Below are 24,419 nucleotides of genomic sequence, written 5' to 3'. Positions count from 1 at the left end.
GAATCACTCCACATTACGCAACGCGCCCCCAGTGCCCGGTGTCGGCGACGCCCCCGCAGACTGATTTCATTGCGGCCATATAGCGGGTAATCGAATTGCGGGCCACTGGATTGTCTGGATACATGACCGCCATCACGGTGCCCTCGCCGTACCGGAAAATGTAAATCGTCAGCTGGTAGGAATATCTGCCGTCGGAATGAATACCGATATTGTCTGCATAACCCATGTCCGCCGCGGCTAGCACGGCATTGAGCGGAGCCGCATCGCCGTGCAGGAAATTCGTCACGGGGAAGTTGGGGCGAGGCCAGCTCAACCACGGCGCCAATTCCAGCGCGCGGTAATACGGCACCCGGGCCATGTCCAGGCCCGAATCGAAAGACGCCTGTGCCGTCCATGCCGCTTCGGCGAAGGATGTCGCGGCAATCGGGATGGTGACCGGCACCAGGCCGGTGAACCAGCCCTGGGTCATGAAGTTGTCCGCGCCGGTTCGGGAATCCCGGGGGGTGAGTCCGTAGTAGGTGGGAGCCCCGGTGAACTCGTGCTCGACTAGGGCGATGCAGGCAAACAGGCCGCCGACGAAGCGGGCGCCGGCAGCGGAGCAGGCCGAGTCGAATCGCAGCGTCTGGTCCGGGTCCATCAAAGTCTCGGTGATCATGGCACTCCGGCCTGGAGCCATCGGATCACCAAGCGGCAGCGGGAAATCCGGGAGACTGCCGGCATTGTTCTCGGCGAAGTCAACCCAAGTTTGGATTTGCGGCGAATCGAGGGTCAACGTCGAGGTGTATTCCCGTTCTCGGACGCAGAAGTCGGCATAGCTGCCAGCTTCCGGCAGCGCGAAGGATTCGCCGCCGGCTGTCAGGGCGGTGTACATGCCGTGCGACTCGAACATGGTGATGCCGATCAGCGTCGCGTCGCCGTGAACGTGGTCGATGCAGGCGTAGAACGTAAAGTGCTCCTCGCTCTGGATGATCCCGAACGTAAAGCAACCCCACTCGAAAGCGTCCGGCGTATCCACGACATGATCGTGGATTTCCTCGACGTTCATTTTGCCGTGGTCGACCGGCGCGAATTCGATATCCTCTGCATCGCTGATCGTGTGCCGGACGATTTCACCGTCCGGCGTGTAGTCGAACCAGCTGCGGTATGTGTCATGACGACGCAAATATGAGTTGAGCGCCTTATCCATGACTTCGAGGTCGCACTGCCCGGGCGCTTCACATGACGCGATGATCTGTCGCGAATAACCGAGTCCCGCTTTTGCCCGCTCGTGACAACCGCGTAGATGCTGGCTCTGCATGTAGCTGACCGGCACGGAACTGACCGGGGCGCGACGGGCCTTCTCCCGAGCCTCTGGGGTCGGATGCCAAGTGGTGACCACGCCGGGGCGCACCGTCCAATCGTTGATTGAACCGATCGTGATCTTGCCGATTTGCAATGACTTCTCCTCGATCTGGGCCGCCGCCGTATGGCCCCCGGTAGCGACATCAAGATAACCCTTGCTGGAACGCCGGCGGCGACATGCGGGGTCACACCCGCGCCAGCCGAGGGACGGCGAGCGTGCGGTTAGGGTGGTGTCCCGGGGGGTGCGAACGCAGCGACGAACGCGGTCGGCGATTTGAGGTAGCGATGTTTTCCTGACGCCGCCCCAGTGGAGCCTTCATACTTGCAATACTTGCCGTCAACGGTGATCTGCTGCCCAGCCAGGCTGGCAGGGACAGCAGTGAACGGCTTAGGACCTGGTTCGGAGCTGCTACGGGCCCAGCGCTCGCGGCCCAGGCACCGACAATCGAACTGCGCATCGCAGGCAGAGAGGACAAATGCATGGCAACCGTCGAAGACTCGATGGAGCGGGCATCGGGTTTTGCGATCGTGGGCTACGCACTGCGTATGCCGGGGGCGGCCGACGCGGACGAATTCTGGGACGTGCTACTGCGGGGACACGACGCAATCTCCGAGGTGCCCCCGGACCGGTGGGACGTCGAAGAATTCTTCGACCCGGACCCCGACGCGCCCGGAAAGGTCGCAACACGCCGGGCGGGCTTCATCGACGACGTGATCGGGTTCGACGCGCCGTTCTTCGGTCTCTCGGCGCGCGAAGTCAGATTGATGGACCCCCAGCATCGGTTGCTACTGGAGACGGCGTGGCGCGCGGTTGAGCACTCCGGAACCGCGCCAACGGCTTTGGCGAACACCAACACGGGTGTTTTCATCGGTCTGTCGACGCACGACTACCTGGGGATGGCCTCCGACGAGCTGACGTACGACGAGATCGAGGCCTACATGGCGATCGGCACGGCGGCCGCGGCCGGCGCCGGCCGGATCAGCTACCGACTGGGCCTGCAAGGTCCGGCGGTTACCGTCGACACCGCGTGCAGCTCGTCTTTGGTGGCAATCCACCAAGCCTGCCAGGCGCTGCGGCTAGGCGAATGCGACCTCGCGTTGGCCGGCGGTGCCAACGTCCTGCTCAGCCCGGCGACCATGATCACTTTCTCGCACGCGCACATGCTGGCACCGGACGGTCGGTGCAAGACGTTCGATGCCGCCGCGGACGGGTATGTGCGCGGTGAGGGCTGTGGCGTCGTCGTCGTCAAGCGGCTCGAGGACGCGATTCGCGACGGGGACCGGATTCGGGCCGTCGTCCGGGGCAGCGCCGTCAACCAGGACGGAGCGTCGGGTGGGCTGACGGTGCCCAACGGTGTCGCCCAGCAACGGGTCCTCACTGAGGCGCTGGAACGCGCCGGAGTCGCCGCCCGCGAAGTGGGATACCTCGAGGCGCACGGGACCGGTACATCGTTAGGCGATCCGATCGAAGTCCAGGCCGCGGGTGCGGTGTACGGCGACGGTCGTGAGTCGGGCCAACCGCTGCTGATCGGTTCGGTCAAGACGAACATCGGTCACCTGGAAGCGGCGGCCGGGATCGCCGGTGTGATCAAGGTGATCCTGTCGCTCGAACACGAGATGCTGCCGAAGCACCTGAACTTCCGGAACCCGTCGCCGCACATTCCTTGGGACAAGCTGGCGCTGCGGGTCGTGCAAGAACCCACTTCCTGGGAACGTAACGGCCAGCCCCGCATCGCCGGCGTCAGTTCGTTCGGATTCTCTGGAACAAACGCGCACGTCATTCTCGAGGAGGCGCCGAACCTCGCGGTCGCCGAACCCACCGAGCAGCCGGCGGACGGGTTCAGCGTGCTTCCCCTGTCTGCGCGTACCCCCGCGGCGTTGGTACAGGTTGCCCAGCAGTACCGCAATTGGTTGGGTGCACATCCCGACGCGGCGTTGTCGGATGTGTGCTTCACCGCCGGGGCGGGACGGGCCCACTTCGAGCACCGTGCCGCGCTGGTGGTCAATTCGGTGGAGTCGGCCGCAGAGTTGCTCGGTGCCCTTGCAGACGATCGCCCGGCGCCGGGTTTGGTGCGGGGGGTGTGCGACGACACGCCGAAGACCGCATGGTTGTTCCCCGGCCAGGGCAGCCAGTTCCCGGGTATGGCCCGCGAATTGTTCGAGACCGAGCCGGTATTCGCCGAGACCGTGAACCGGTGCGCGGCAGTGGTCGACGAGGTGCTCGAAAAGCCATTGCTGGACGTGATTTTCGACGCGGATGACCCGGACACGTTGCGGCAGACCGAGTACGCCCAACCCGCGCTGTTCGCGGTGGAGATGGGCCTGGCGCGCCTGTGGCAGTCGTGGGGCTTCGAGCCCGACGTGGTGCTGGGGCACAGTGTCGGCCAGTACTCGGCCGCCTGCGTCGCCGGAGTGTTCAGCCTGGAAGACGGGGCGCGATTGCTCGCCGAACGGGGCAGGCTTTTCGGCAACCTGCCGCCGGGTGGCCGGATGGTCGCGACATTCGCCGCCGCCGAGCGGGTCGAGAGCTTTACCGACGAGTTCCCGCGGCTTTCGGTGGCCGCCTACAACGGCGCCAACACGGTGTTGGCAGGTCCCGCGGAGGACTTGGAACGGGTGGTCGCGAAGTTGGCGGCCGAAAGTGTCCGCTGCGACTGGCTGGACACCAGCCACGCCTTTCATTCTGCCTTGCTGGATCCGGCCCTCGACGATTTCGAGTCTTTCGCCAATCGATTCCAATTCAGTGCTCCCCGTAGGACTTTGGTGTGCAATCGCACCGGGAAAGCGCTGGGCAGGAATGCGAAACTGGATGGTCCTTACTGGCGTCGTCACGCTCGCCAGCCCATCGAATTCGCCAAGAGTGTGGCCACCCTGGCTGATCTGGGCTGTGCCGTGCTGCTGGAGGTCGGTCCGCAACCCGTGCTCAGCGCGGCGGCCTTGCGGGCGTGGCCTGACGCGGCAGCCACACCGAGGGCGATCGCGTCGCTGCGGCGAAACAGCGGCGACCGTCGCCAGATCACCGAAGCCCTGGCCGGTGCCTACGTAGGCGGGCACTTGCCCGACTTCGCGGCCCTTTCGCAATCGCCGCATCGCAAGCTCGATCTGCCCACCTATCCGTTCCAGCATCGTGAGTATTGGTATCGCGACAAGCGAGTTCCGCCTAGCCGCAACGGCAAACAAGCTCCCGGTCAGCACGACGGCGTCCGCACGGACGCCGTCCGGTTGCTAGAGGAAGGCCGGATCGAGGAACTTGCCGCGCTGCTCGACGGCGACGGCAGCCACCAGCAGACTGCTGAAGTGCTGAAAAAGCTTGCGGCGCAACATAACCAACAGCGGGAAACCCAGTCCATCGCGGACATTCGCTACGACATCCGCTGGGAGAAATTCGCCCGGACCGCCGCGACGCAGTCGCCGGAACCTGGCGCCTGGTTGGTCATCGGTGACGACGCCGAGGCGATCGAGCCACTGGCCGAGGCGCTTACCGCGCGCGGTGACCGCCACCGGGTTCTCGGGCTGCCGGTCAACGATGCGGACGAGCAGCAGGTGGAAGCGGCCTTGCGCGAGGCTGCCGCGGAGGACACGACGCTTCGCATTCTTGTTCTCGCAGCCCTCGAGTCCGACCCGGCACCGTCGATGCGGTCACTGCTGCGCATGCAGCACCGCGTGCTGGGTGGGCTCCGCCGGCTGTTCCGGTCGGCGGCTGCCGCCGAGCTGCGGGCACCCATCTGGTTGACCACCCGTGGCGCGCAACGGGTCACAACGTCGGACAGTGTGTCGCCGGTGCAGTCCTGCCTGTGGGGCTTCGGTCGTGCCGCCGCGCTGGAACACCCGCAACTGTGGGGCGGGCTGGCCGACCTGTCCGGCGGCGGTGTGGATGAATGGTCGGCGCTGATCGATCACGTGGTGACCGCTCCCGCTGCGGAGGACCAAGTCGCCCTGCGCGATCGAGCCGTACACGTGGCGCGGCTGAGCCGACGCGAGGGGTTGCCGAGTGCGACGCCACCGGCGATTCGGGAGGACGCAACGTATCTGGTGACCGGCGGACTCGGTGGGGTCGGGCTGGAGATCGCCCAATATCTCGCCGCGCAAGGCGCCCGTCATCTGGTGCTGACCAGCCGGCGCTCACCCAGCGACGCAGCGCAGCAGCGCATCGATGCAATCGGCGAACAGTACGGCTGTGACCTCAGGGTCGTCGCGGCAGATGTCGCCAACCCCCACGACGTCGCTCGTCTGCTGACCACCGTGCAGGCCGAGCTACCGCCGCTGGCCGGAATCGTGCACGCGGCGGGGGAGATGGGCACCACGCCGCTGCGCACCCTCGACGATGCGGAGGTGGACCGGGTATTCGCCGGGAAGGTCTGGGGTGCTTGGCATCTGAGCGAAGCAACCGCGGACATGCCGTTGGATTTCTTCCTCAGCACATCCTCGATCGCCGCGGTGTGGGGCAGCTTCGGCCAAACGGCCTACAGCGCGGCCAACGCATTCCTCGACGGGCTCGCCTGGCGGCTGCGCGGACAGGGCGTCCCGGCCGTCAGCGTCAACTTCGGCCCGTGGTCGGCGGGCATGGCCGACGCAGAAGCGCGTGCCCACCTCGAGCGGCGCGGCGTGCGGACGTTGCCACCCGCTGACGCCCTGGCCGGGATGGCCGAGTTGCTCTCGGGCGCCTCGTCGCAGGGGCCGGTGCAAGGTGTGGTGGCTCGCATCGACTGGGCTCGCTTCCTGCCGCTGTACCAGCAGGCGGGCAGACGAGCGTTGTTGGCGGACGTGGAACGTGAGCTGCCAGAGTCGGTGACGGTCCCGGCCAGTTCGGGCACCACCAAACTGGTCGAGCAACTCACCCGCGCCCCGGCGCAGCAGCGCAAGAAACTCGTCGTCGACTATCTACGCGACATCGTCGCCGAGGTGACACGCATCGACGCCGCCGAGATCCGGGACGAGGCAGGCTTTTTCGACCTCGGCATGGATTCGTTGATGGCGGTGGAACTGCGCCGCCGTGTCGAGCAGGCCGTAGGCAAGCAGCTGCCCGCGACCCTGGCGATGGACTATCCGCGACTGGTGGACGTGGCCGACTACCTTCTCGACGACATCCTGGGCCTAAGCGCGCAGCCCGTCCGGGCGAGCGGGCAGCAGGCACCGCCGCGCCCCGCGGCGGGACTCGGCGCCGCGGACGAGCCGATCGCCATCGTCGCGGTCGCCTGCCGGTTTCCCGGCTCACCCGATCCTGACGCCTACTGGGAAGTGTTGTCCGGGGCGGTCGATGCCATCCGCGAGATCCCGGAGGACCGCTTCGACATCGACGAGTTCTACGACCCGGACCCGGAGACGCCCGGCAAGATCTACAGCCGCAACGGGGGATACCTGGAGGGAATCGACGGGTTCGACCCGGAGTTCTTCGGTATTTCGCCCCGCGAGGCCGTGTGGATGGATCCCCAGCAGCGGTTGATGCTGGAGATCGCCTGGGAAGGCCTGGAGCGTGCGGGCTATTCCCCGGCGTCGTTGCGGGGCAGCCGAAGCGGCATCTTCGTGGGCGTCGCCGCCAACGAATACTCGCATCTGTTGTCCAGCGACTCCGTCGAGAACATCGAAGCCCACTTCATCACCGGTAACGCGCTGAACGCCATCGCCGGCCGGGTGGCCTTCGCGCTGGGTCTGGAGGGGCCGGCCGTGGCGGTCGACACCGCCTGCAGCTCCTCGCTGGTGGCGGTCCACCAGGCGTGCCAGGCACTGCACTCCGGTGACTGCGACCTGGCCCTGGCCGGCGGGGTGAATGTTCTGTTGAGCCCGGCTTCCATCGTCGCCGCCTCCCGCGCCAGGATGTTGTCCCCGGACGGGCGCTGCAAGACGTTCGACGCCGCCGCCGACGGTTATGTCCGAAGCGAAGGTTGCGGCATCCTGGTCCTCAAGAGGCTCAGTGATGCCGAGCGCAACGGTGACCGGATCTGTGCGGTGATCCGGGGCAGCGCGGTCAACCAGGACGGTGCGTCCAGCGGGTTGACTGTGCCCAATGGTGGTGCGCAGCAACGCCTTATCTCGGCGGCACTGGCGCGTGCCGGAATCGGCGGCCGCGACGTGGACTACCTCGAGGCGCACGGAACGGGGACCTCGCTGGGCGATCCGATCGAGGTGCAGGCCGCCGCGGCGGTCTACGGCGGTGACCGCGACTCGAATCGTCCGCTGCTGATGGGATCGGTCAAGACGAACATCGGTCACTTGGAGTCGGCCGCGGGTGTCGCCGGTCTGATCAAGGTCGTGTTGTCCCTCGAGCACGAGATATTGCCGCAGAACCTGCATTTCGAGAACCCGTCGCCGCACATTCCGTGGGATTCGCTTCCGGTTCGGGTGGTGGACAAGCCGATTCCGTGGCAGGCCAATGGCAGGCCGCGCCGGGCCGGGGTCAGTTCGTTCGGCTTCACCGGCACCAATGCCCACGTGCTGCTCGAGGAGGCGCCGGCTTCGGCGACCGCGGACGCCTATTCCGTCGACGACGCAGCGACCGAGTCGGCAGCCCCGGTGGCACCTGTTGGCATATTGCCACTTTCGGCGCGCTCGGCGCCGGCACTGGTGGCGTTGGCGCAGCGCTACGAGTCGTGGCTGGATGCCCATCCAAAGGTCGACATCAACGACGTCTGCTTCACCGCAGGGGTGGGACGGTCGCACTTCGAGCACCGTGCCGCGCTGGTCGTCGATTCGGTGCAGAGCGCCCGCGAGTTGCTGGCCGAGTTGGCCGAGAACCGGGTGCGCCCGGGTGTGGCCCGGGGTGAGTGCACCGACCCGCCGAAGACGGCCTGGCTGTTCACTGGCCAGGGCAGCCAGTACCCGGGCATGGCGCGCGAATTATTCGACGCAGAGCCGGTTTTCGCCGACACAGTGCGGCGGTGCGCGGAAGCGATCGATTCGACGCTGAACCGCCCGTTGCTGGACGTGATTTTTGCCATGGACCGCGACGGCGGAGAAACGCTGCGCCACACGTCCTTCGCCCAGCCGGCCCTGTTCGCCATCGAGATGGGTCTGGCCCGGTTGTGGCAATCGTGGGGCATCGAACCCGATGTGGTGCTGGGGCACAGCGTCGGTCAGTATGCCGCGGCGTGCGTGGCGGAAGTGTTCAGCCTGGAAGACGGAGCACGTCTGATGGCAGAGCGGGGCCGGTTGTTCGGCAGCCTGCCCGAAGGCGGCCGGATGGTGGCGGTTTTCGCCGACCCGGAAAAGGTCGAGGAAGCCGCCAAGGCAGCGCCCCGGGTGTCGGTCGCTGCTTACAACGGTCGTAACACCGTGTTGTCTGGGCCGGGCGAAGACCTGGAGGAGATCGTCGCGGCGTTCAGCGCAGAAGCCGTCCGCTGCACCTGGCTGGACACCAGCCACGCGTTCCATTCCGAGCTACTCGATCCGGTGCTCGACGAGTTCGAGTCGTACGCGGCGAGATTCACCTATGCCGTGCCTACCCGCCCGCTCGTCTGCAACCGGACCGGGGCGGTGCTTACCGCAGAAACCCCGCTCGACGCTCCGTACTGGCGTCGGCATTCCCGGCAGCCGGTGCAATTCAGCGAAAGCGTGCGGACCGTGGCCGCCCTGGGATGCTCGGTTCTGATGGAGATCGGTCCGCAGCCCATCCTGACCGCCGCGGCGATCCAGGTCTGGCCGGAGCATTCGGCGACGCCACGCGCGATCGTCTCCCTGCGTAAGGGTGTGGACAGTCGCCGGCAGATCGCCGAAGCACTGGCCGCAGCCTATGTCTCCGGTCATCGGCCCGATTTTGCTGCGTTGCACCAGGTTTCCCGTAGCCGGCTCGAACTGCCGACCTATCCGTTCCAGCGCCGGCACTTCTGGCCCAAGACGTCTGGAGTTGCCGGCATCGGTGGCGACACCGTGGGCGTGGCCGGAATACTGGGCAGCGTCAAGGATCTTGCGTCTGGTGACTCCGTGTACACCAGCCGGCTGTCCGTCAAGACACAGCCATGGCTGGCCCACCACGTCATCTACGGCACCGTCGTGGTGCCCGGTGCCACGTACGCGGCGATGGCACTGGCCGCGGTCGGTCCGCCCGCCCGGGTGCAGGATGTCTTCTTCTACGAGCCGATCATCCTGCCGGACAAGGCATCCCGTGAGGTGCAGCTGACACTGCACCCCTTCGACGACGGAAGCGGGTGGACCTTCCGGGTGCACAGCCGGCCATATGGTGCCCGCGATGCCGAATGGTCGTTGAACGCCGACGGCACCGTAGTGACCGGTGTCGGCGAGGAGCCGGAATCCGATGCGTCCGATCCCGTCGACGCGGCGACCGAGCGGTTGAACCGCACGCGTCCGCAGCAGTTGTTCGAGACGTTTGCCGACATGGAGTTGGCGTGGGGACCCACCTGGGCCAACTGCCTGAAATCGCTGTGGGTAGGCGAGGGTGAGGCCATCGGCGATGTCGTCGTGGGCGACGAACTCGCAGAACAACTCGGCACCGAGCCGATCCACCCCGTCCTATTGGACCTGTGCACCGGCGTCGCCTTCCCTGCCTTCCCTGCGCTGCTGGCCGCGACCGAACAGGGCACGGTGCCGGACCTGTTCCTGCCGCTGCGGTATGGACGGGTGACGCTGCAAAAGAAGATGCCGCGCCGGTTCTATTGCCGCGCAACGTGGCGCACGGGCGGTACCGAAAGCGAAACCCAGGTCTTCGATCTCGATTTCGTCGACCGCGATGGCAATCACCTCGGTGGAATCCACGAGTTCACAGTGAAACGCGCCCCCCGCGAGGCACTGTTGCGTGGGCTGGGCGGTGACACCACCCGGCTGTTGTACACCCTGGGCTGGCACGAGGTGCCGGCGCCGTGCGCTGAAGACGCCGCGACAACCAGCGACAACTGGCTGATCGCTGGATTCGACGAACTGGCGGCCGAGTTGCCGAACAGTGTCACGGCTGAGGCGGTCGAAAATCCCGGCCGCTGGCGGCAACTGATCGCGCAAGCGCAGGAAGGCGGGACTCCGATCACCGGCATCGTCTGGCGCAGCAGCGCACAGCCCGGTGCCGACGAGTCCAGCGCCGAATTCGGCGCGCGGCTCGAGACCGAGCTGGCCAACCTGGCCGACGTCGCGCGCACCCTGTTGGCCGACGAAGTGCGCCTCTCCGGAGGATTCTGGGTCGTCACCGAGCGAGGTGTGGCAACCGAATCCGGCGAGCAGGTCGACCCGGTGGAGGCGGCGCTGTGGGGGCTCGGCCGCACCATCATTGCCGAACAGCCGACACTGCGCTGCCGGTTGGTCGACCACGACGGTTCCGAAGAGGCCGTGCACTCGCTGGCGGCTCTGCTCAGCGCATCCGATGGCGTAGAGGCCGAATTCGCGCTGCGCCAAGGGAAATTCCTGGTGGCCCGGCTGATGCCGTGGTCGCGCAGCGGCCTGCTCGCGGTGCCTCGGGCGACCGACTACGTGCTGGCGCCGACCGAGCGCGGCGCGATCGACAACCTGCGGCTGACTGAAACCGAAGTGACGCCACCGGACCCGGGGCAGGTGCAGATCCGGGTCGAGGCCGCGGGTCTCAACTTCCGCGACGTGCTCAACGTGTTGGGCCTCTACCCCGGCGATCCCGGCCTCATCGGCGGTGACTTCTCCGGCATCGTGACCGAAGTGGGTTCGGAGGTAAGCGGATTCGAGGTCGGTCAACGCGTCCTGGGCTTCATGCAGGGGGCGTTCGCAACCCGGATCAATGTGCCGGCGCAGTTGCTTGCGGTGGTCCCCGACGGGGTCAGCGCAGTCGAGGCCGCGAGTATTCCCGCGGCCGCCCTCACCGCCCGACTCGCCTTCGACTGGGCGAAACTGCGACCTGGTGACCGCGTCCTGGTGCACGCTGCCAGCGGCGGTGTCGGGCTGGCGGCGATTCAATTGGCCCTGCAGTGCGGAGCCACCGTTTTCGCGACAGCAAGCACCTACAAACGCGCGACGTTGCGCAAGATGGGTGTCAAGTACGTATACGACTCGCGCAGTACCGATTTCGCGGACCAGATTCTCGCCGACACTGAGGGCGCCGGGGTAGACGTGGTGCTCAACAGCCTCACCAACGAAGGTTTCGTCGCGGCGACGGTGCGGGCCACGGCACAGAACGGCCGCTTCGCCGAGATCGCCAAGCGAGACATCTGGACGTCCGAGCAGATGGCCGAGGCTCGCCCCGACATCGACTACGAGATCGTTGCGCTGGACGGAACGATCATGGAAGACCCGGAACGAATTCGGGTTCTGCTCGGCGAGGTTTCGGACGGGTTGGCCAGCGGCGAGTGGATCCCGCTGTCGTCGGAGATCTACCCGCTGACGGAGGCCAAGACCGCGTTCCGCCGCATGCAGCAGGCTCGGCACATCGGCAAGATTGTGCTGCAGATGCCCAAGCCGCTACAGCCGCGCGGTGATAGGAGCTATCTGATCACCGGTGGGCTGGGCGCCCTCGGGCTGCACACGGCCGCGCATCTGGCTCAACTCGGCGCCGGTGACATCGTGTTGACCAGCCGGCGCGAACCCGATGCCGCGGTGCAACACGCGATCGACGACATCTGCGAACGCTACCGGTGCCGCATCCACACCATCGCGGCCGATATCGGCCAAGAGTCCGAGGTGCAACGGGTGCTGGACCGGATCAAGGCGGAGTTGCCGCCGTTGGGCGGGGTGGCGCACCTGGCCGGCGTGCTCGACGATGCGTTGCTGCCGCAGCAGACCGTCGAACGCATTCGCACAACACTGCTGCCAAAAGCGTTGGGCGCGTGGCACTTGCACCGGCTGACCAAGGACGCCGATCTCGAGTTCTTCATCGCGTACTCGTCGGCATCCAGCGTGCTCGGCTCGCCCGGTCAGGCCAACTACGCTGCCGCCAACGCGCTGCTTGACGGCCTCATCGCGCACCGCAAGGCGCGGGGGTTGCCGGCGACGAGCGCTAACTTCGGTCCCTGGGGCAAGGGCGGAATGGCGACTTCGCACGCCGCGCAGGCCAATCTCGGTGCGCAGGGCATGGTTCCGTTGGAACCGACGGCCGCGCTCAACGCGCTCGGCGAGATCGTCGCGCATGGAACCGGACAGGTGACCGTCATCAAGGCCAACTGGCAGCGGGCCGCAAAGATGCTGGGCGGAGTGCGTCCGCCGATCCTGGACCACTTGTTGCCCAGCGCCGCCACTGTGACCAGTGGCGACAGCGAACTGCTCCGGAAGCTGCACGAGGTACCCGAGGAACAGCGAGCGGATTTCCTGACCGAATTCCTGCAACAGGAAGTACAGAATTTCCTGCGGCTCGCCCAGCCGCCGGCCGCCACCAGTCGCTTCCTGGACCTGGGGACGGATTCGCTGATGGCGGTGGAATTGCGCAACCGGTTGTACGGCCAGTTCGGTGGCGCGTTCACGATCAGCGCGACCGCGGTATTCGACTATCCGACCATCAGGTCGCTGGCCGAATACCTGGCCGAGCAGCTACCGGAGTTGCCGGGCGAGTCGGACGGACAGCCGGAGTTGCCGTCGGAGTCGGAAGCACAGCCGGACGGACAGCCGGAGTTGCCGTCCGAGTCGGAAGCACAACCGGGCGAGGCGGACCCGGTCGCGCAATAGTACGGCGGGGGTGGCTCGTCCACGCCCGGCGTCAACCGCGACCACCCGGTCGGGCAGCTCGGCTAGCGGCTAGAGCCTGGCCAGGTCGTAGTCGGAGATGTGCTCGATGAGCACACGCAGCTGATCGCCGGTCGAGCCCAGCGTGTGATCGATCGCGGTAAGCCGAGCCATGTAGTGGCCCACCGGATATTCCGCGGTCATGCCGATACCGCCGTGCAGTTGTATCGCCTCTTGCCCGATGTGCCGGCCAGACCGGCCGATCTGCAACTTGGCCCGCGCGGCGATCACCGGATCGTAGTTCCCGTCAGCGATCGACATGGCGGCGTAGAGGCTCATGCTGCGCGCCAGTTCCAGCGACACATACATGTCGGCGGCGCGCTGCGTCAGCGCCTGAAACTTGTTTAGCGTCACCCCGAATTGCTTGCGGGTCTTCAGATAATCGGTGGTCAGCCGAAGTGCTTCCTCCATCGCGCCGAGCGCTTCGGAGCACAGCGCGGACTGGATTCGAATGAGGGTGTGGCGAATGGCTTCGGAGGCGTCAACCCCGCTCTCGCCCAACGGCTCTGCAGCCGCGTCGTCCAGGTCGATCTGGGCGCCGCGCTGCCCGTCAAAGGTGGCGAAGGGCTTGCGGCTGACGCCGTCCTGGGCGGCATCGACCAGGAAAACCCCGGCACCACCGTCCGGCAATGCGGCGGTGACCACCAAGGTGTCGGCGCAGTCGCCGGCCAGCACCGGGTTCTTTCGCCCGCTGACCGTCCAGGAATCCCCTTGCTGCACAGCCTTGGTGCTGACTTGCTCCGAGGCGGTGCGGTGCCCGGTCTCCGGGTGGGCGAACGCGAGCAACCGCTGGCCTGCGGCGACCTCGTCCAGCAATTGCCGCTGCGCGTCGGTGCCCAGCTCAGCGATCAGCGAGCCGGGCGCCAACGCGGCCTGCATGATCGGCTCGGGTGCCAGCCTGCGTCCGACTTCGGTGAGCACCGCCATGATTTCGAGCTGCCCGGCTTCCTCGGGGTCGAACCCGAGACCGAGTATTCCGATGTCGGCCAACTGGCCCCAGACGTCGCGGCTCCACCCGAGTTCGGTGCCGATCACCTTGTTGCGACTCGCCGCGTCGTAGGTCCGCGAAAGCAGTTCCCGGGTCGTGTCGCGGAGCAAGGCCTGTTCTTCGCTCAGCTGAAAGTCCATGACTGCCTCACAATCCGAGAATGGTGGACGCGATGATGTTGCGTTGAACTTCGTTGCTACCGCCGTAGATTGATGTCTTGCGGTAGTTGAGGTAGTGCGGAGCACTGGATTGTGCCCAATCCGGTGAAGCAATCCCGTCGCCGCCCACCGGCAGCGCGTCGGCACCGGCTACCTCGACAAGCAGTTCGGTGGCGAGCTGCTGCAGCTGACTGCCGCGCAGTTTGAGCACCGACGACGCCGGATTCGGTTTGCCGCCAACCGAACTCGAGACCACCCGGGCCTGGGTGAGCTCTAGGGCCAGCACTTCGTTTTCGGCTTCGGCGAGCCGGGCCGCGAACAGTGGATCCTCGAGTAGTCCGGACTCGGCGGCGTGGCGCTTGACCTCGGCCAGGCGCACTTTGGTTCGACCCACCTGCGCGATGCCGGTGCGTTCGTTGCCCAACAGGAACTTCGCGTAGGTCCAACCCTGATTCTCTTCTCCGACAAGCTGATCGGCCGGCACCCGGACATCGGAAAAGAACACCTCGTTCACTTCGACGCCACCGTCGATTGTCTTGATCGGCCGCCAGGTGATGCCGGGTGTGTCCATCTCCATCAACAGAAACGAGATGCCGGCCTGTTTCTTGGGGGCCTGCGGATCGGTGCGCACCAGGCAGAAGATCCAGTCCGCGTACTGACCGAGCGTCGTCCACGTCTTCTGACCGTTGACGACGTAGCTGTCACCGTCGCGGGCCGCGGTGGTGCGCAGCGAGGCCAGGTCCGAACCAGCTTCCGGCTCAGAGAAACCCTGACACCACCAGATGTCCATGCTGGCGGTCGGCGGCAGGAAGCGCTGTTTGATTTCCTGGGACCCGAACTCGGCGATGACCGGCCCGACCATCTTGGTGTTGAAGTTCAACGGCTCCGGCACACTGGCCAACTGCATTTCGTCGTTCCAGATCTGGAACTGTGTGGGCGTCCAGTCCTTCCCGCCCCACTCGACGGGCCAGTTCGGCACCGCGAGGCCGTTCTCGTGCAGCATTTTGTGGTTGGCCACGATCTGATCCCGGGTCAGGGACTGTCCCTGGCGCACCCGGTCACGTATTTCGGCGGGAATCTCCGTGGTGAAAAAGGCACGAAGCTCGTCACGAAAAGCCGCTTCGTCGGGTGTGAGTGCCAGCTTCATCGGCAGCCTCCTTAGTCCTGGGTGACCACCGGATAACACTGCGGCAGTCCTGCACTGCACGTTAGGCGTCCAGCAGCAGCAATCGTCAACCGGGTAGTGCGACAGCGCCTCAGCGACGGCGACGTCGTCGCCACCAGAGCAGGGCTACCATCGCCACAGCGGCCACCGACGCGGCCCTCACCAGTTGCGGTCTGGCGGCCTGCGCCTTTGCTCTGGCCTGTGCCGGCACATCAGCCTTGGCGGCGAGAGCTTCGACCGTCGAGCCCAGTTGGGCCCTGGTCTGCTCGATGTCGGCCTTGATCTCTTCGATGCCGGCGTCCGGCTTCGGCTCAGGGACAGCCGAACCTGGCTGCGGTGGGGTGTGCTCAGCTCCGGTCATGGCGGGCGTCTTTCACTTCCTGGATGTCTTTCTTGACACTGGCGACGGTCTCGGGGGCCGCTGGGGTCGCGTCTTTGGCTTGGCGTCTGCTGAACAGCACCGCCAGGCCCGCTGACGCAAAGAGCGCGGCACCGACGATCAGGGCCGCCGCCCACGTCGGCAACGCCAGCGCCAACGCGGCCACGGCGGCCGCGATCATGCTGGCCATGCCGAAGAAGGCCAGCAGTCCCGCGGCGCCGAACAGACCCGCCCCGGCGCCGGCGTGCTTGGCCGACTCGGCAAGTTCCTTTTGCGCCAAGCGCATTTCGTCGCGCACGAGTCGCGACGTCTGAGCGGAGAGCTGGGCCATCAACTCGCCGATCGAGGCGTCGGCATTCGGGTTTGTGTCCAGGCTCATCGTTTCACCTCCATGTCATCACGTGTCATCACGTCTCATCAGTTGTCGGCTGGTGCGGACATCACTCGATTGGCCGCGGTTTTCACTGAGTCCGGCAGCAACCGGTTCCCGATCCCCATGGCCTTGGTCATCAGGGACTCCGCGACGACTTTGCGATCGCCTTGCATCAGCGCGTCGAATCCCTGCCTGGCGACTTCGGCCGGATCGTCCTTGCGGCTCATCCGTCCCATCAAGGAGGTCGCCAGACCCGCGCGGTGGAAGAAGTTCGTGTCCGTCGGACCCGGCATCAGTGCGGTGACGGTGACACCGGTATCGCGCAACTCGTCGTGCAACGCCTCGGACAGCGACTGGATGAACGACTTGGACGCGTTGTACACCGCCTGGTAAGACCCCGGCATCGTCGCTGCGATCGACGAGGTGAACAGCACTCTGCCGTGGTTGCGGTCAACCATGTCGGACAGGATCAGCTTGGCCAGATGCACGGTCGATCGCACGTTCAGGTCGACCAGGGCCAACGTGTCTTGCAGGGTGCTGTCGAGAAAGGTGCCCCCGAGGCCGACACCGGCGTTCAGGGCCGCCGCCTCCAGGGGCTGGCCTACGGCGACGACTTGCTTGTACAGCTGTTCCACACCTTTGCCGGTGCGTAAATCCGCGCGAACCGGCTGGACGTGGACACCCGAACGCCTCAGTTCCTCGGCTGCGCTGTCGATGCCGGGATCTTCGGCGGAAACGACCAAGTCGTAACCGTCCTGCGCGAACCGCTTGGCAAGCTCCAAGCCGATCCCGCTCGATGCGCCCGTGATCAAAGCCAGACTCATGGCGTCCGGCTACCCCCGGGCTTCGCCGCCAAACCTGCTCGGCAACCGCCATTTACACAGACCCGGGTCTATCCACAGATAGGGCCGTGCGCGGCCTTGCCGCGGGCGGTCTTGGCAGTTTCCGCGCATACCGTCACCGTCATGCGAACCGAACTGCCCGCAGCGCGATTGCACCGGCGATTGAAAGCCGACCCGGATCCGGCATTTGATTCCACCGATCCCGATCCCGATCCCGATCCCGATTTGGATCCCGATCCCGATCCAGATTCGGACGGTCCTGATTGCGAACAAGACGGCCAGGACGACCCGAATTCGCTGCTGCCGCGCTGGCTTCCCGACCAGTCGGCGCAGCAGGGATTGCTGGCCAGACTGCGCGCCGACCCAGGTCGTACCGGTGCCGTCGCGCTCGCGGCGGTCGCCGCGCTCGCGGTGCTCATCACGATCTTCACCTTGATCAACGATCGCCCTGCGCCGGTGACCTCCGCGAAACTGCCTCCGGTGGAACGGGTTTCGGCAGCAGGTGTGAGGTCGTCGACGAGTCCGGTCCCTTCGGCGGGCTCAGATCGGCCCGTCGTGGTCAGCGTTGTCGGGTTGGTGCACAAACCCGGCCTGGTGACGTTGACGCCGGGGGCCCGTATCGCCGACGCGCTGCAGGCCGCCGGGGGCGCGGTCGACGGCGCCGACACGATCGGGCTCAACATGGCCCGCCCGCTGGGCGACGGTGAACAGATCGTGGTTGGGTTGGCCCCACCGTCGGGCAAGCCCACGGTTCTCGGTAGCTCAATCAGCACCGGCAGCCCCTCCGGTTCGACGCCCGCCCCGACCACATCGGGCAAGCCGAGGAGCGCTCCACCGGCGGAGGTAGTCGACCTCAACTCGGCGACGCGGGAGCAACTGGACGCGTTGCCGGGAGTCGGGCCGGTGACCGCCGCCGCGATCGTGGCGTGGCGCCAGGCCCACGGCCGCTTCGCTACGGTCGACCAGCTGGCCGAGGTCGACGGCATCGGCCCGGCGCGGCTGGGAAAACTGCGTGCCCTGGTCCGTGTCTGATCCAGGTGGATCAGACCGTGGACGTGCGGTTGGTTCCCGCTGCCGTGACGAGCTGGGCCGTGACGGCCGCCGGAACGGTCTGGCCGATCGGCAGGGCAGCCGCCGGATGCTGCATCGTGCTGGCCGTCGCGTCGGGAGCGTTCTGGTGGCGCTCGTCCAGCGGGCGCGCAGCTGACGCGCGCTTGGCAGCGATCAGTGCCGGCGTGCTGGCGGTTGGTGTAGTGGGAGCGGGCTACGGACTGGCGATCGCGATGCGCGCCGATGCCGTCGCTAGCCACCCCATCGCGGCGAGTTTCGGCACCCGGGCGCCGGTCACGGTCCTACTCACTGAAAGCCCGCTGCCGCTGGGGCGCGGCCGGCTGATGTTCCGCGCGAATTTGCTCTGCCTGCACGACGACGAAACATCAGGCCGCGTCGTGGTTTTCGCGCGGGACTCAGATTTCAGCGACGACCTCGACGAGCTGATGGTCGGACAGCCGGTGCGCTTCAACGCGCGCATCGCCCGGCCCATCCGAAATGACCTGACGGTTGCGGTGCTGACCGCGACCGGCCGGCCGGAGCTGGGCCGTGCCGGCCGGGTACAACGCGCCGCCCACACCGTCCGGAGTCGATTCGCTGCGGCGGTGCGCGTGGTGCTGCCCGCCGAGCAGGCCGCAATGCTGCCTGCGCTGGTGCTCGGGGACACCGCACAAGTGAGCACGGGCACCAGGGCTGAATTCCGAACCGCGGGAATGACGCACCTCACTGCGGTCTCGGGTGCCAACGTAACGATTGTGTGTGCGGCAGTGCTGCTCTCGGCCCCCGTGGTGGGCCCGCGAGCCGCTGTGGGGCTGGCCGGATTGGCACTTGTCGCGTTCGTCGTCGTAGTGCAGCCGACGGCCAGTGTGCTACGAGCGGCGGTGATGGGCGCTATCGCACTGACGGCCATGCTCTCCTCGCGGCGACGGCAGGCGATTCCGGCCTTGTCGACGACGGTGCTGGTCCTGTTGGCGGTGGCCCCGCACCTTGCCGTCGACTTGGGGTTTGCCCTCTCGGTGGTCGCGACGACGGCCCTGGTCGTCGTTGCCCCCGGTTGGTCCCGCGGGCTGGTCAGTCGAGGCTGGCCCAAGCCGTTTGCCGACGCATTCGCGGTTGCCGGCGCAGCGCAGGTGGTGACCGCGCCGCTGGTCGCGGCGATCTCCGGTCGCTTCAGCCTGGTGGCCGTGGTTGCCAATCTGGTGGTGGCACCCGTGATCGCCGCGATCACCGTGCTGGGCAGCGCAGCGGCTGTGCTGGCTGTGGGATGGCCGGGCGGCGCGCAACTGCTCATCCGGTTCACCGGGCCGGAGGTCTGGTGGGTGCTGCGCGTCGCGCACTGGGCAGCCGCCGTGCCGGGGGCCAGCGTGCCGGTGCCGTCGGGAGTCGCCGGGTTGGTTGCTGTCGGCGGCAGCACCGTGCTGGCCGTCGCCATGTGGCGGTGGCGATGGTTTCGGGTCGCGCTGGTCTGGGGCGGCGCAGGTCTTGCCTGCTGCCTGCTGGCCGCGTCGGTCGCCACCATGGGGTCGAGCCCCGTCGTACCGCCGTGACACCATCGTGGGGTGAGCGAGGATTCGCCGTTGCATTTGGTGCTGGGAGAAGAAGAACTGCTGATCGAGCGGGCTGTTGCACAGATCCTGCGGTCGGCCCGGCAGCGGGCGGGCGCCGGCCCCGGGACCGGAGCCGGAATAGCCGACGTTCCGGTCAATCGGATGCGAGCCGGTGACGTCAGCACCTACGAGCTCAGCGAACTGCTGAGTCCGTCGCTATTCGCCGAGGAGCGGATCGTGGTGCTTGAAGCCGCGGGCGAGGCGGGCAAAGACGCGGCCGCGTTGGTCGCTGCAGCGGCGGCTGACCTGCCGGCAGGCACCGTGCTGGTGGTGGTCCATTCCGGGGGCGGGCGGGCCAAAGCGCTGGCCGCCGAACTGCGGTCAATGGGCGCTCAGGTACACCCGTGTGCCCGCATCACCAAGGTGAGCGAACGCATCGACTTCGTCCGCAAAGAGTTTCGTTCGCTGAAGGTCAAGGCCGACGAAGACACTGTGACAGCCCTGCTGGACGCCGTGGGCTCCGATATCCGTGAACTCGCGTCGGCCTGCTCGCAGTTGGTCGCCGACACCGGCGGTGATGTCGATGCCGCCGCGGTGCGGCGTTATCACAGCGGCAAAGCGGAGGTTAAGGGCTTCGACATCGCCGACAAGGCTGTCACGGGAGACGTCGCCGGCGCGGCGGAGGCGCTGCGTTGGGCAATGATGCGCGGCGAACCCCTCGTGGTGCTGGCCGATGCCCTGGCCGAGGCGATCCACACGATCGGGTTGGTGATGCCGCTGTCCGGCGATCCCTACCGGATGGCCGGGCAGTTGAAAATGCCGCCGTGGCGAGTGCAGAAAGCGCAGAAACAGGCTCGCCGGTGGTCGCGAGATCGATTGGCGATCGCCATGCGACTGGCGGCTACCCTGAACGCGAACGTGAAGGGGGCTGTCGCCGACGCCGACTATGCCCTGGAATCCGCGGTGCGGCAGGTCGCAGAGTTGGCCCGGGACTGAATCAGAGCTTGTTCAGCGAGCGCGCCAGCGCAGACTTCTTGTTGGCGGCCTGGTTCTTGTGGATCACGCCTTTGCTCGCCGCCTTGTCCAACTGGCGACTGGTCGACACCAGCAACTCGGCGGCCTTGTCCTTCTCGCCGGCGTGGGTGGCTTCCCGGAACGCGCGAATAGCCGTGCGGAGCGAAGACTTCACCGACTTGTTGCGCAGGCGGGCGCGCTCGTTAGTGCGGTTGCGCTTCTGCTGCGACTTGATGTTGGCCACGCGTGTAGTTCCTTAATCCGTTTCGATTTGGCTTTGCCCTGGGTACCCCTGCAACCCAATGGCGACTGCTCAGGTTATCAGTCGGTTACGTTTTCGCCCAAAAGAGCAACTCTGGGTCTGCCCGAACGGGGGAGTTGAGGCAGCATGACACAGGTGAGCCTGTCGAACGAGATCGAAGCATCCAAGCGGCGGTCTAGCGTCCGAACCGAGCGCATCTTCGAGGGTTACAACATGTCCGATGCCTATTCCGAGGCCTTCGACGAGATGTTCGACGCGCAGGGCAACGTGCGCGGCCCCTACAAAGGCATTCACGCTGAACTGGCGCCGACCGACGCCTCCGAACTCAAGGCCAGGGCTGAGGCGTTGGGCCGCGCCTTCATCGACCAGGGCATCACGTTCTCGCTGTCCGGCCAGGAGCGCCCCTTTCCGCTTGACTTGGTCCCGCGGGTCATTTCGGCCGCGGAGTGGACCCGGCTCGAGCGAGGCATCGTCCAGCGCGTCAAGGCCCTCGAGTTGTACCTCGACGACATTTACGGCGACCAGGAGATCCTGCGCGACGGCGTGATCCCGAGGCGGCTGATCACCTCGTGTGAGCATTTCCACCGCGAAGCCGTCGGCATCGTCCCGCCCAACGGCGTGCGCATCCACGTGGCCGGGATCGACCTGATCCGCGACGACCGCGGCGACTTCCGCGTGCTGGAGGACAACCTGCGCTCACCGTCCGGTGTGTCGTACGTCATGGAGAACCGCCGCACCATGGCGCGGGTCTTCCCCAACCTCTTCGCCACCCACCGGGTGCGCACGGTCGACGATTACCCGTCGCACCTGCTGCGCGCACTGCGAAACTCCGCGGCCACCAACGAGGCCGACCCGACGGTGGTGGTGCTGACTCCGGGTGTCTACAACTCGGCTTATTTCGAACACTCGCTGCTTGCCCGGCAGATGGGCGTCGAGTTGGTGGAGGGCCGTGATCTGTTCTGCCGGGACAACCAGGTCTATATGCGGACCACCGCAGGGGAGCGTCAGGTCGACGTGATCTATCGGCGAATCGACGACGCATTCCTGGATCCACTGCAGTTCCGCGCCGATTCGGTGCTGGGCGTCGCCGGCCTGGTCAACGCCGCCCGCGCCGGCAACGTCGTCATCTCGAGCGCGATCGGCAACGGTGTCGGCGACGACAAACTCGTCTACACCTACGTGCCCACCATCATCGAGTATTACCTGGGCGAGAAGCCGCTGTTGGCCAACGTCGACACCTATCGCTGCTGGCTGGAGGATGAGCGCGAAGAGGTGCTGGACCGCATCAGCGAGCTGGTCATCAAGCCGGTGGAGGGATCCGGTGGCTACGGCATCGTGTTCGGCCCGGAAGCCTCCGAGCAGGAGCTGGCCACGATCAGCAAGAAGATCCGCGACGACCCACGCGCCTGGATCGCTCAGCCGATGATGGAGCTGTCGACCGTGCCGACCCGCATCGGTGACTCACTTTCCCAGCGCTATGTCGACCTGCGGCCGTTCGCCGTCAACGACGGCAACGACATATGGGTGCTACCCGGCGGGCTGACCCGGGTGGCCCTGGTCGAAGGCTCCCGCGTGGTCAACTCCAGCCAGGGTGGCGGTTCGAAGGACACCTGGGTGCTGGCCCCGCGCGCTTCGGTGCTCGACCGGGAATTGGGGCGTGCCGAGGTGGTGCGGTCATTGCCGCGCACGGTGCCCGAGCAGAATTCCGACGACGCCCGCCCGACGCCCACGACGCCCCTTGCCCCTGCACAAGCCCGGCAGCCCAGACCCGAGCAACCGCAGCAGGAGCAGGAAGAGCAACAGCAACAGCAGAAGGTGAACGACTGATGCTGGCGCGCAACGCCGAAGCTTTGTACTGGATCGGCCGCTACGTCGAGCGAGCCGATGACACGGCGCGCATCCTCGACGTCGTCGTGCACCAATTGCTGGAGGATTCCAGCGTCGACCCCGATCAAGCCTCCCGCCTGCTGCTACGGGTGCTGGGCATTGAGCCCCCCAAGCATCAACTGGACGTATGGTCGCTGACAGACCTGGTCGCGTTCACCCCGAACACCGACGGCGGCTCCTCGATCGTCGACGCGATTTCCGCGGCGCGGGAAAACGCACGGTCGGCTCGGGAAGTCACTTCCAGCGAGACGTGGGAGTGCATCAACACCACCTACCACGCCCTGCCGGAACGGGAGCGGGCCGCGAAACGTCTTGGGCCGCATGAGTTTCTGGCATTCATCGAAGGACGTGCGGCGATGTTCGCCGGACTTGCCGACTCGACGCTGTCCCGCGACGACGGCTACCGCTTCATGGTGTTGGGCCGCGCTATCGAGCGGGTCGATATGACGGTGCGTCTGCTGCTGTCCCGAGTGGGGGACAGTGCGTCGTCCCCGGCCTGGGTGACCCTGCTGCGCTCTGCCGGCGCCCACGACACCTATCTGCGCACCTACCGGGGTGTGCTCGACGCCGGTCGCGTCGTCGAATTCATGTTGCTGGACCGGCTTTTCCCGCGCTCCGTCTTCTACTCACTTCGGTTGGCCGAACACAACCTGGAAGAGTTGTTGCACAACCCGCACAGCCGCATCGGCGCTACCACCGAAGCGCAGCGGCTACTCGGACAGGCACGCAGCGAACTGGAATTCGTCCAGCCCGGCGTGTTGCTCGAGTCGTTGGACAGCCGGCTGGCCGGCTTGCAGACGACTTGCCACGACGTCGGAGATGCGTTGGCGCTGCAGTACTTTCACGCTGCTCCGTGGGTGGCATGGACGGATGCCCGACAGCGCGGAGTACTGGCAGACAGCGTCGACAGTCAAGGAGAATCCTGATGTGGCGGATGCGGGTGGTGCACACCACCGGGTACGCGTACGGGTCGCCGGTGACCGCTTCGTACAACGAAGCGCGGCTGACGCCACGGTCCAACACCCGGCAGAACGTCATCCTGAACCGTGTCGAAACCATCCCGGCCACCCGCTCCTATCGCTACATCGATTACTGGGGGACGGCTGTCACCGCATTCGACCTGCACGCGCCCCATACTCAACTCACGGTCACGTCCTCTTCGGTGGTCGAGACGGAACGCCCGGAGTTACCGGCAGCGAAAACCAGCTGGGAAGAGCTGCGATCCACTGCCGTGATTGATCGCTTCGACGAGGTGCTGCGGCCCACCAACTACACCCCGGTCAGCAAACGTGTTGCAGCCGTGGGGAAACGGATCATGACCAACCACGAGCCGGGGGAGGCCGTCGTTGCGGCGGCCCACTGGGCGCGTAGCGAGTTGGACTATCTGCCGGGTACCACCGGTGTGCATTCGTCCGGCCTCGACGCCTTGGAAAAGGGTAAGGGCGTATGCCAGGATTTCGCGCACCTGACGCTGATCCTGTTGCGCAGCATGGGGATTCCGGGTCGCTACGTCTCAGGTTATCTGCACCCGGGCCGGGAGGCCGAGATCGGTAAAGCCGCCGAGGGCCGCAGCCACGCGTGGATCCAGGCGTGGGCCGGTGGTTGGGTGAACTACGACCCCACTAACGACACTGAAATCACCGAGCAGTACGTCAGTGTCGGCGTCGGTCGTGACTACGCTGACGTGTCGCCGCTGAAAGGCATCTATTCCGGGCTGGGAGCCACTGACCTCGACGTCGACGTGGAGATCACCAGGCTGGCGTGAGTTCCTTCTCACCGTGACAACCTCCTTGCCGT

The 24,419-nt window shown here is 66.3% G+C and carries 14 protein-coding genes; 7 read left to right on the top strand and 7 right to left on the bottom strand.

Going from position 1 to position 24,419, the window contains the following annotated elements; translation table 11 throughout:
• Positions 1-13: 13 nt before the first annotated feature.
• Positions 14-1,435, bottom strand: coding sequence for a condensation domain-containing protein (locus A5636_RS02595; RefSeq protein WP_065157111.1), 1,422 nt, complete (start codon positions 1,433-1,435; stop codon positions 14-16).
• Positions 1,436-1,821: 386 nt separating this feature from the next.
• Here A5636_RS02595 and A5636_RS02590 point away from each other — a divergent pair, with 386 nt between their 5' ends.
• Positions 1,822-12,900, top strand: coding sequence for a type I polyketide synthase (locus A5636_RS02590; RefSeq protein WP_065157110.1), 11,079 nt, complete (start codon positions 1,822-1,824; stop codon positions 12,898-12,900).
• Positions 12,901-12,969: 69 nt separating this feature from the next.
• Here the strand turns inward: A5636_RS02590 and A5636_RS02585 are convergent, their stop codons facing one another.
• The 5 genes from A5636_RS02585 to A5636_RS02565 all read right to left on the bottom strand — a co-directional run bounded on the left by A5636_RS02585 (position 12,970) and on the right by A5636_RS02565 (position 16,844).
• Positions 12,970-14,085 (bottom strand): acyl-CoA dehydrogenase family protein, encoded by a 1,116-nt coding sequence (locus A5636_RS02585; RefSeq protein ID WP_065157109.1) that lies wholly within the window; start codon positions 14,083-14,085, stop codon positions 12,970-12,972.
• A gap of 7 nt (positions 14,086-14,092) precedes the next feature.
• Positions 14,093-15,250 carry an acyl-CoA dehydrogenase family protein gene (locus A5636_RS02580; RefSeq protein ID WP_065157108.1) on the bottom strand — a complete coding sequence of 386 codons (1,158 nt, stop codon included), beginning with the start codon at positions 15,248-15,250 and terminating at the stop codon, positions 14,093-14,095.
• Positions 15,251-15,359: 109 nt separating this feature from the next.
• Entirely contained in the window at positions 15,360-15,629 is a 270-nt protein-coding gene (locus A5636_RS02575; protein ID WP_065157107.1) for a DUF3618 domain-containing protein, read from the bottom strand.
• Positions 15,616-16,026, bottom strand: coding sequence for a phage holin family protein (locus A5636_RS02570; protein ID WP_065157106.1), 411 nt, complete (start codon positions 16,024-16,026; stop codon positions 15,616-15,618). The genes A5636_RS02575 and A5636_RS02570 overlap by 14 nt, the downstream gene beginning before the upstream one ends.
• Before the next feature lie 38 nt (positions 16,027-16,064).
• Complete coding sequence (locus A5636_RS02565; RefSeq protein ID WP_065157105.1) at positions 16,065-16,844, bottom strand: SDR family NAD(P)-dependent oxidoreductase; 780 nt, start codon at positions 16,842-16,844, stop codon at positions 16,065-16,067.
• 141 nt (positions 16,845-16,985) lie between these two features.
• Here A5636_RS02565 and A5636_RS02560 point away from each other — a divergent pair, with 141 nt between their 5' ends.
• Genes A5636_RS02560 through holA form a run of 3 tightly spaced genes read left to right on the top strand, consistent with a single transcriptional unit; the run spans position 16,986 to position 20,455 of the window.
• Positions 16,986-17,894: a ComEA family DNA-binding protein gene (locus A5636_RS02560; RefSeq protein ID WP_065157104.1), complete on the top strand. Its 909-nt coding sequence runs from the start codon at positions 16,986-16,988 to the stop codon at positions 17,892-17,894.
• A gap of 23 nt (positions 17,895-17,917) precedes the next feature.
• Positions 17,918-19,459, top strand: a complete 1,542-nt coding sequence (locus A5636_RS02555; protein ID WP_065157191.1) for a ComEC/Rec2 family competence protein — start codon at positions 17,918-17,920, stop codon at positions 19,457-19,459.
• A gap of 30 nt (positions 19,460-19,489) precedes the next feature.
• Positions 19,490-20,455, top strand: a complete 966-nt coding sequence (gene holA, locus A5636_RS02550) for a DNA polymerase III subunit delta (protein WP_155763532.1) — start codon at positions 19,490-19,492, stop codon at positions 20,453-20,455.
• A 1-nt stretch (position 20,456) separates the two neighbouring features.
• On the opposite strand, the gene rpsT is transcribed toward holA, so the two are convergent.
• Positions 20,457-20,717, bottom strand: coding sequence for a 30S ribosomal protein S20 (rpsT, locus tag A5636_RS02545; protein ID WP_065157102.1), 261 nt, complete (start codon positions 20,715-20,717; stop codon positions 20,457-20,459).
• 144 nt (positions 20,718-20,861) lie between these two features.
• Here rpsT and A5636_RS02540 point away from each other — a divergent pair, with 144 nt between their 5' ends.
• Genes A5636_RS02540 through A5636_RS02530 form a run of 3 tightly spaced genes read left to right on the top strand, consistent with a single transcriptional unit; the run spans position 20,862 to position 24,387 of the window.
• Positions 20,862-22,562, top strand: coding sequence for a circularly permuted type 2 ATP-grasp protein (locus tag A5636_RS02540; RefSeq protein ID WP_065157101.1), 1,701 nt, complete (start codon positions 20,862-20,864; stop codon positions 22,560-22,562).
• Complete coding sequence (locus A5636_RS02535; protein ID WP_065157100.1) at positions 22,562-23,548, top strand: alpha-E domain-containing protein; 987 nt, start codon at positions 22,562-22,564, stop codon at positions 23,546-23,548. The genes A5636_RS02540 and A5636_RS02535 overlap by 1 nt, the downstream gene beginning before the upstream one ends.
• Positions 23,548-24,387, top strand: a complete 840-nt coding sequence (locus A5636_RS02530) for a transglutaminase family protein (RefSeq protein ID WP_065157099.1) — start codon at positions 23,548-23,550, stop codon at positions 24,385-24,387. The genes A5636_RS02535 and A5636_RS02530 overlap by 1 nt, the downstream gene beginning before the upstream one ends.
• Positions 24,388-24,419 lie beyond the last annotated feature (32 nt).

Origin of the sequence: Mycobacterium asiaticum (assembly GCF_001673315.1) — a bacterium.
Classification (GTDB): domain Bacteria; phylum Actinomycetota; class Actinomycetes; order Mycobacteriales; family Mycobacteriaceae; genus Mycobacterium; species Mycobacterium asiaticum_B.
This window is presented reverse-complemented; position numbering and strand designations above follow the sequence as displayed.

Bases quoted from the DNA above. Each gene is read 5' to 3' on its own strand.
- A5636_RS02590 (WP_065157110.1), top strand. From the start codon at position 1,822: ATGGCAACCGTCGAAGACTCGATGGAGCGGGCATCGGGTTTTGCGATC.
- A5636_RS02585 (WP_065157109.1), bottom strand. From the start codon at position 14,085: ATGGACTTTCAGCTGAGCGAAGAACAGGCCTTGCTCCGCGACACGACC.
- A5636_RS02580 (WP_065157108.1), bottom strand. From the start codon at position 15,250: ATGAAGCTGGCACTCACACCCGACGAAGCGGCTTTTCGTGACGAGCTT.
- A5636_RS02575 (WP_065157107.1), bottom strand. From the start codon at position 15,629: ATGACCGGAGCTGAGCACACCCCACCGCAGCCAGGTTCGGCTGTCCCT.
- A5636_RS02570 (WP_065157106.1), bottom strand. From the start codon at position 16,026: ATGAGCCTGGACACAAACCCGAATGCCGACGCCTCGATCGGCGAGTTG.
- A5636_RS02565 (WP_065157105.1), bottom strand. From the start codon at position 16,844: ATGAGTCTGGCTTTGATCACGGGCGCATCGAGCGGGATCGGCTTGGAG.
- A5636_RS02560 (WP_065157104.1), top strand. From the start codon at position 16,986: ATGCGAACCGAACTGCCCGCAGCGCGATTGCACCGGCGATTGAAAGCC.
- A5636_RS02540 (WP_065157101.1), top strand. From the start codon at position 20,862: ATGACACAGGTGAGCCTGTCGAACGAGATCGAAGCATCCAAGCGGCGG.
- A5636_RS02535 (WP_065157100.1), top strand. From the start codon at position 22,562: ATGCTGGCGCGCAACGCCGAAGCTTTGTACTGGATCGGCCGCTACGTC.
- A5636_RS02530 (WP_065157099.1), top strand. From the start codon at position 23,548: ATGTGGCGGATGCGGGTGGTGCACACCACCGGGTACGCGTACGGGTCG.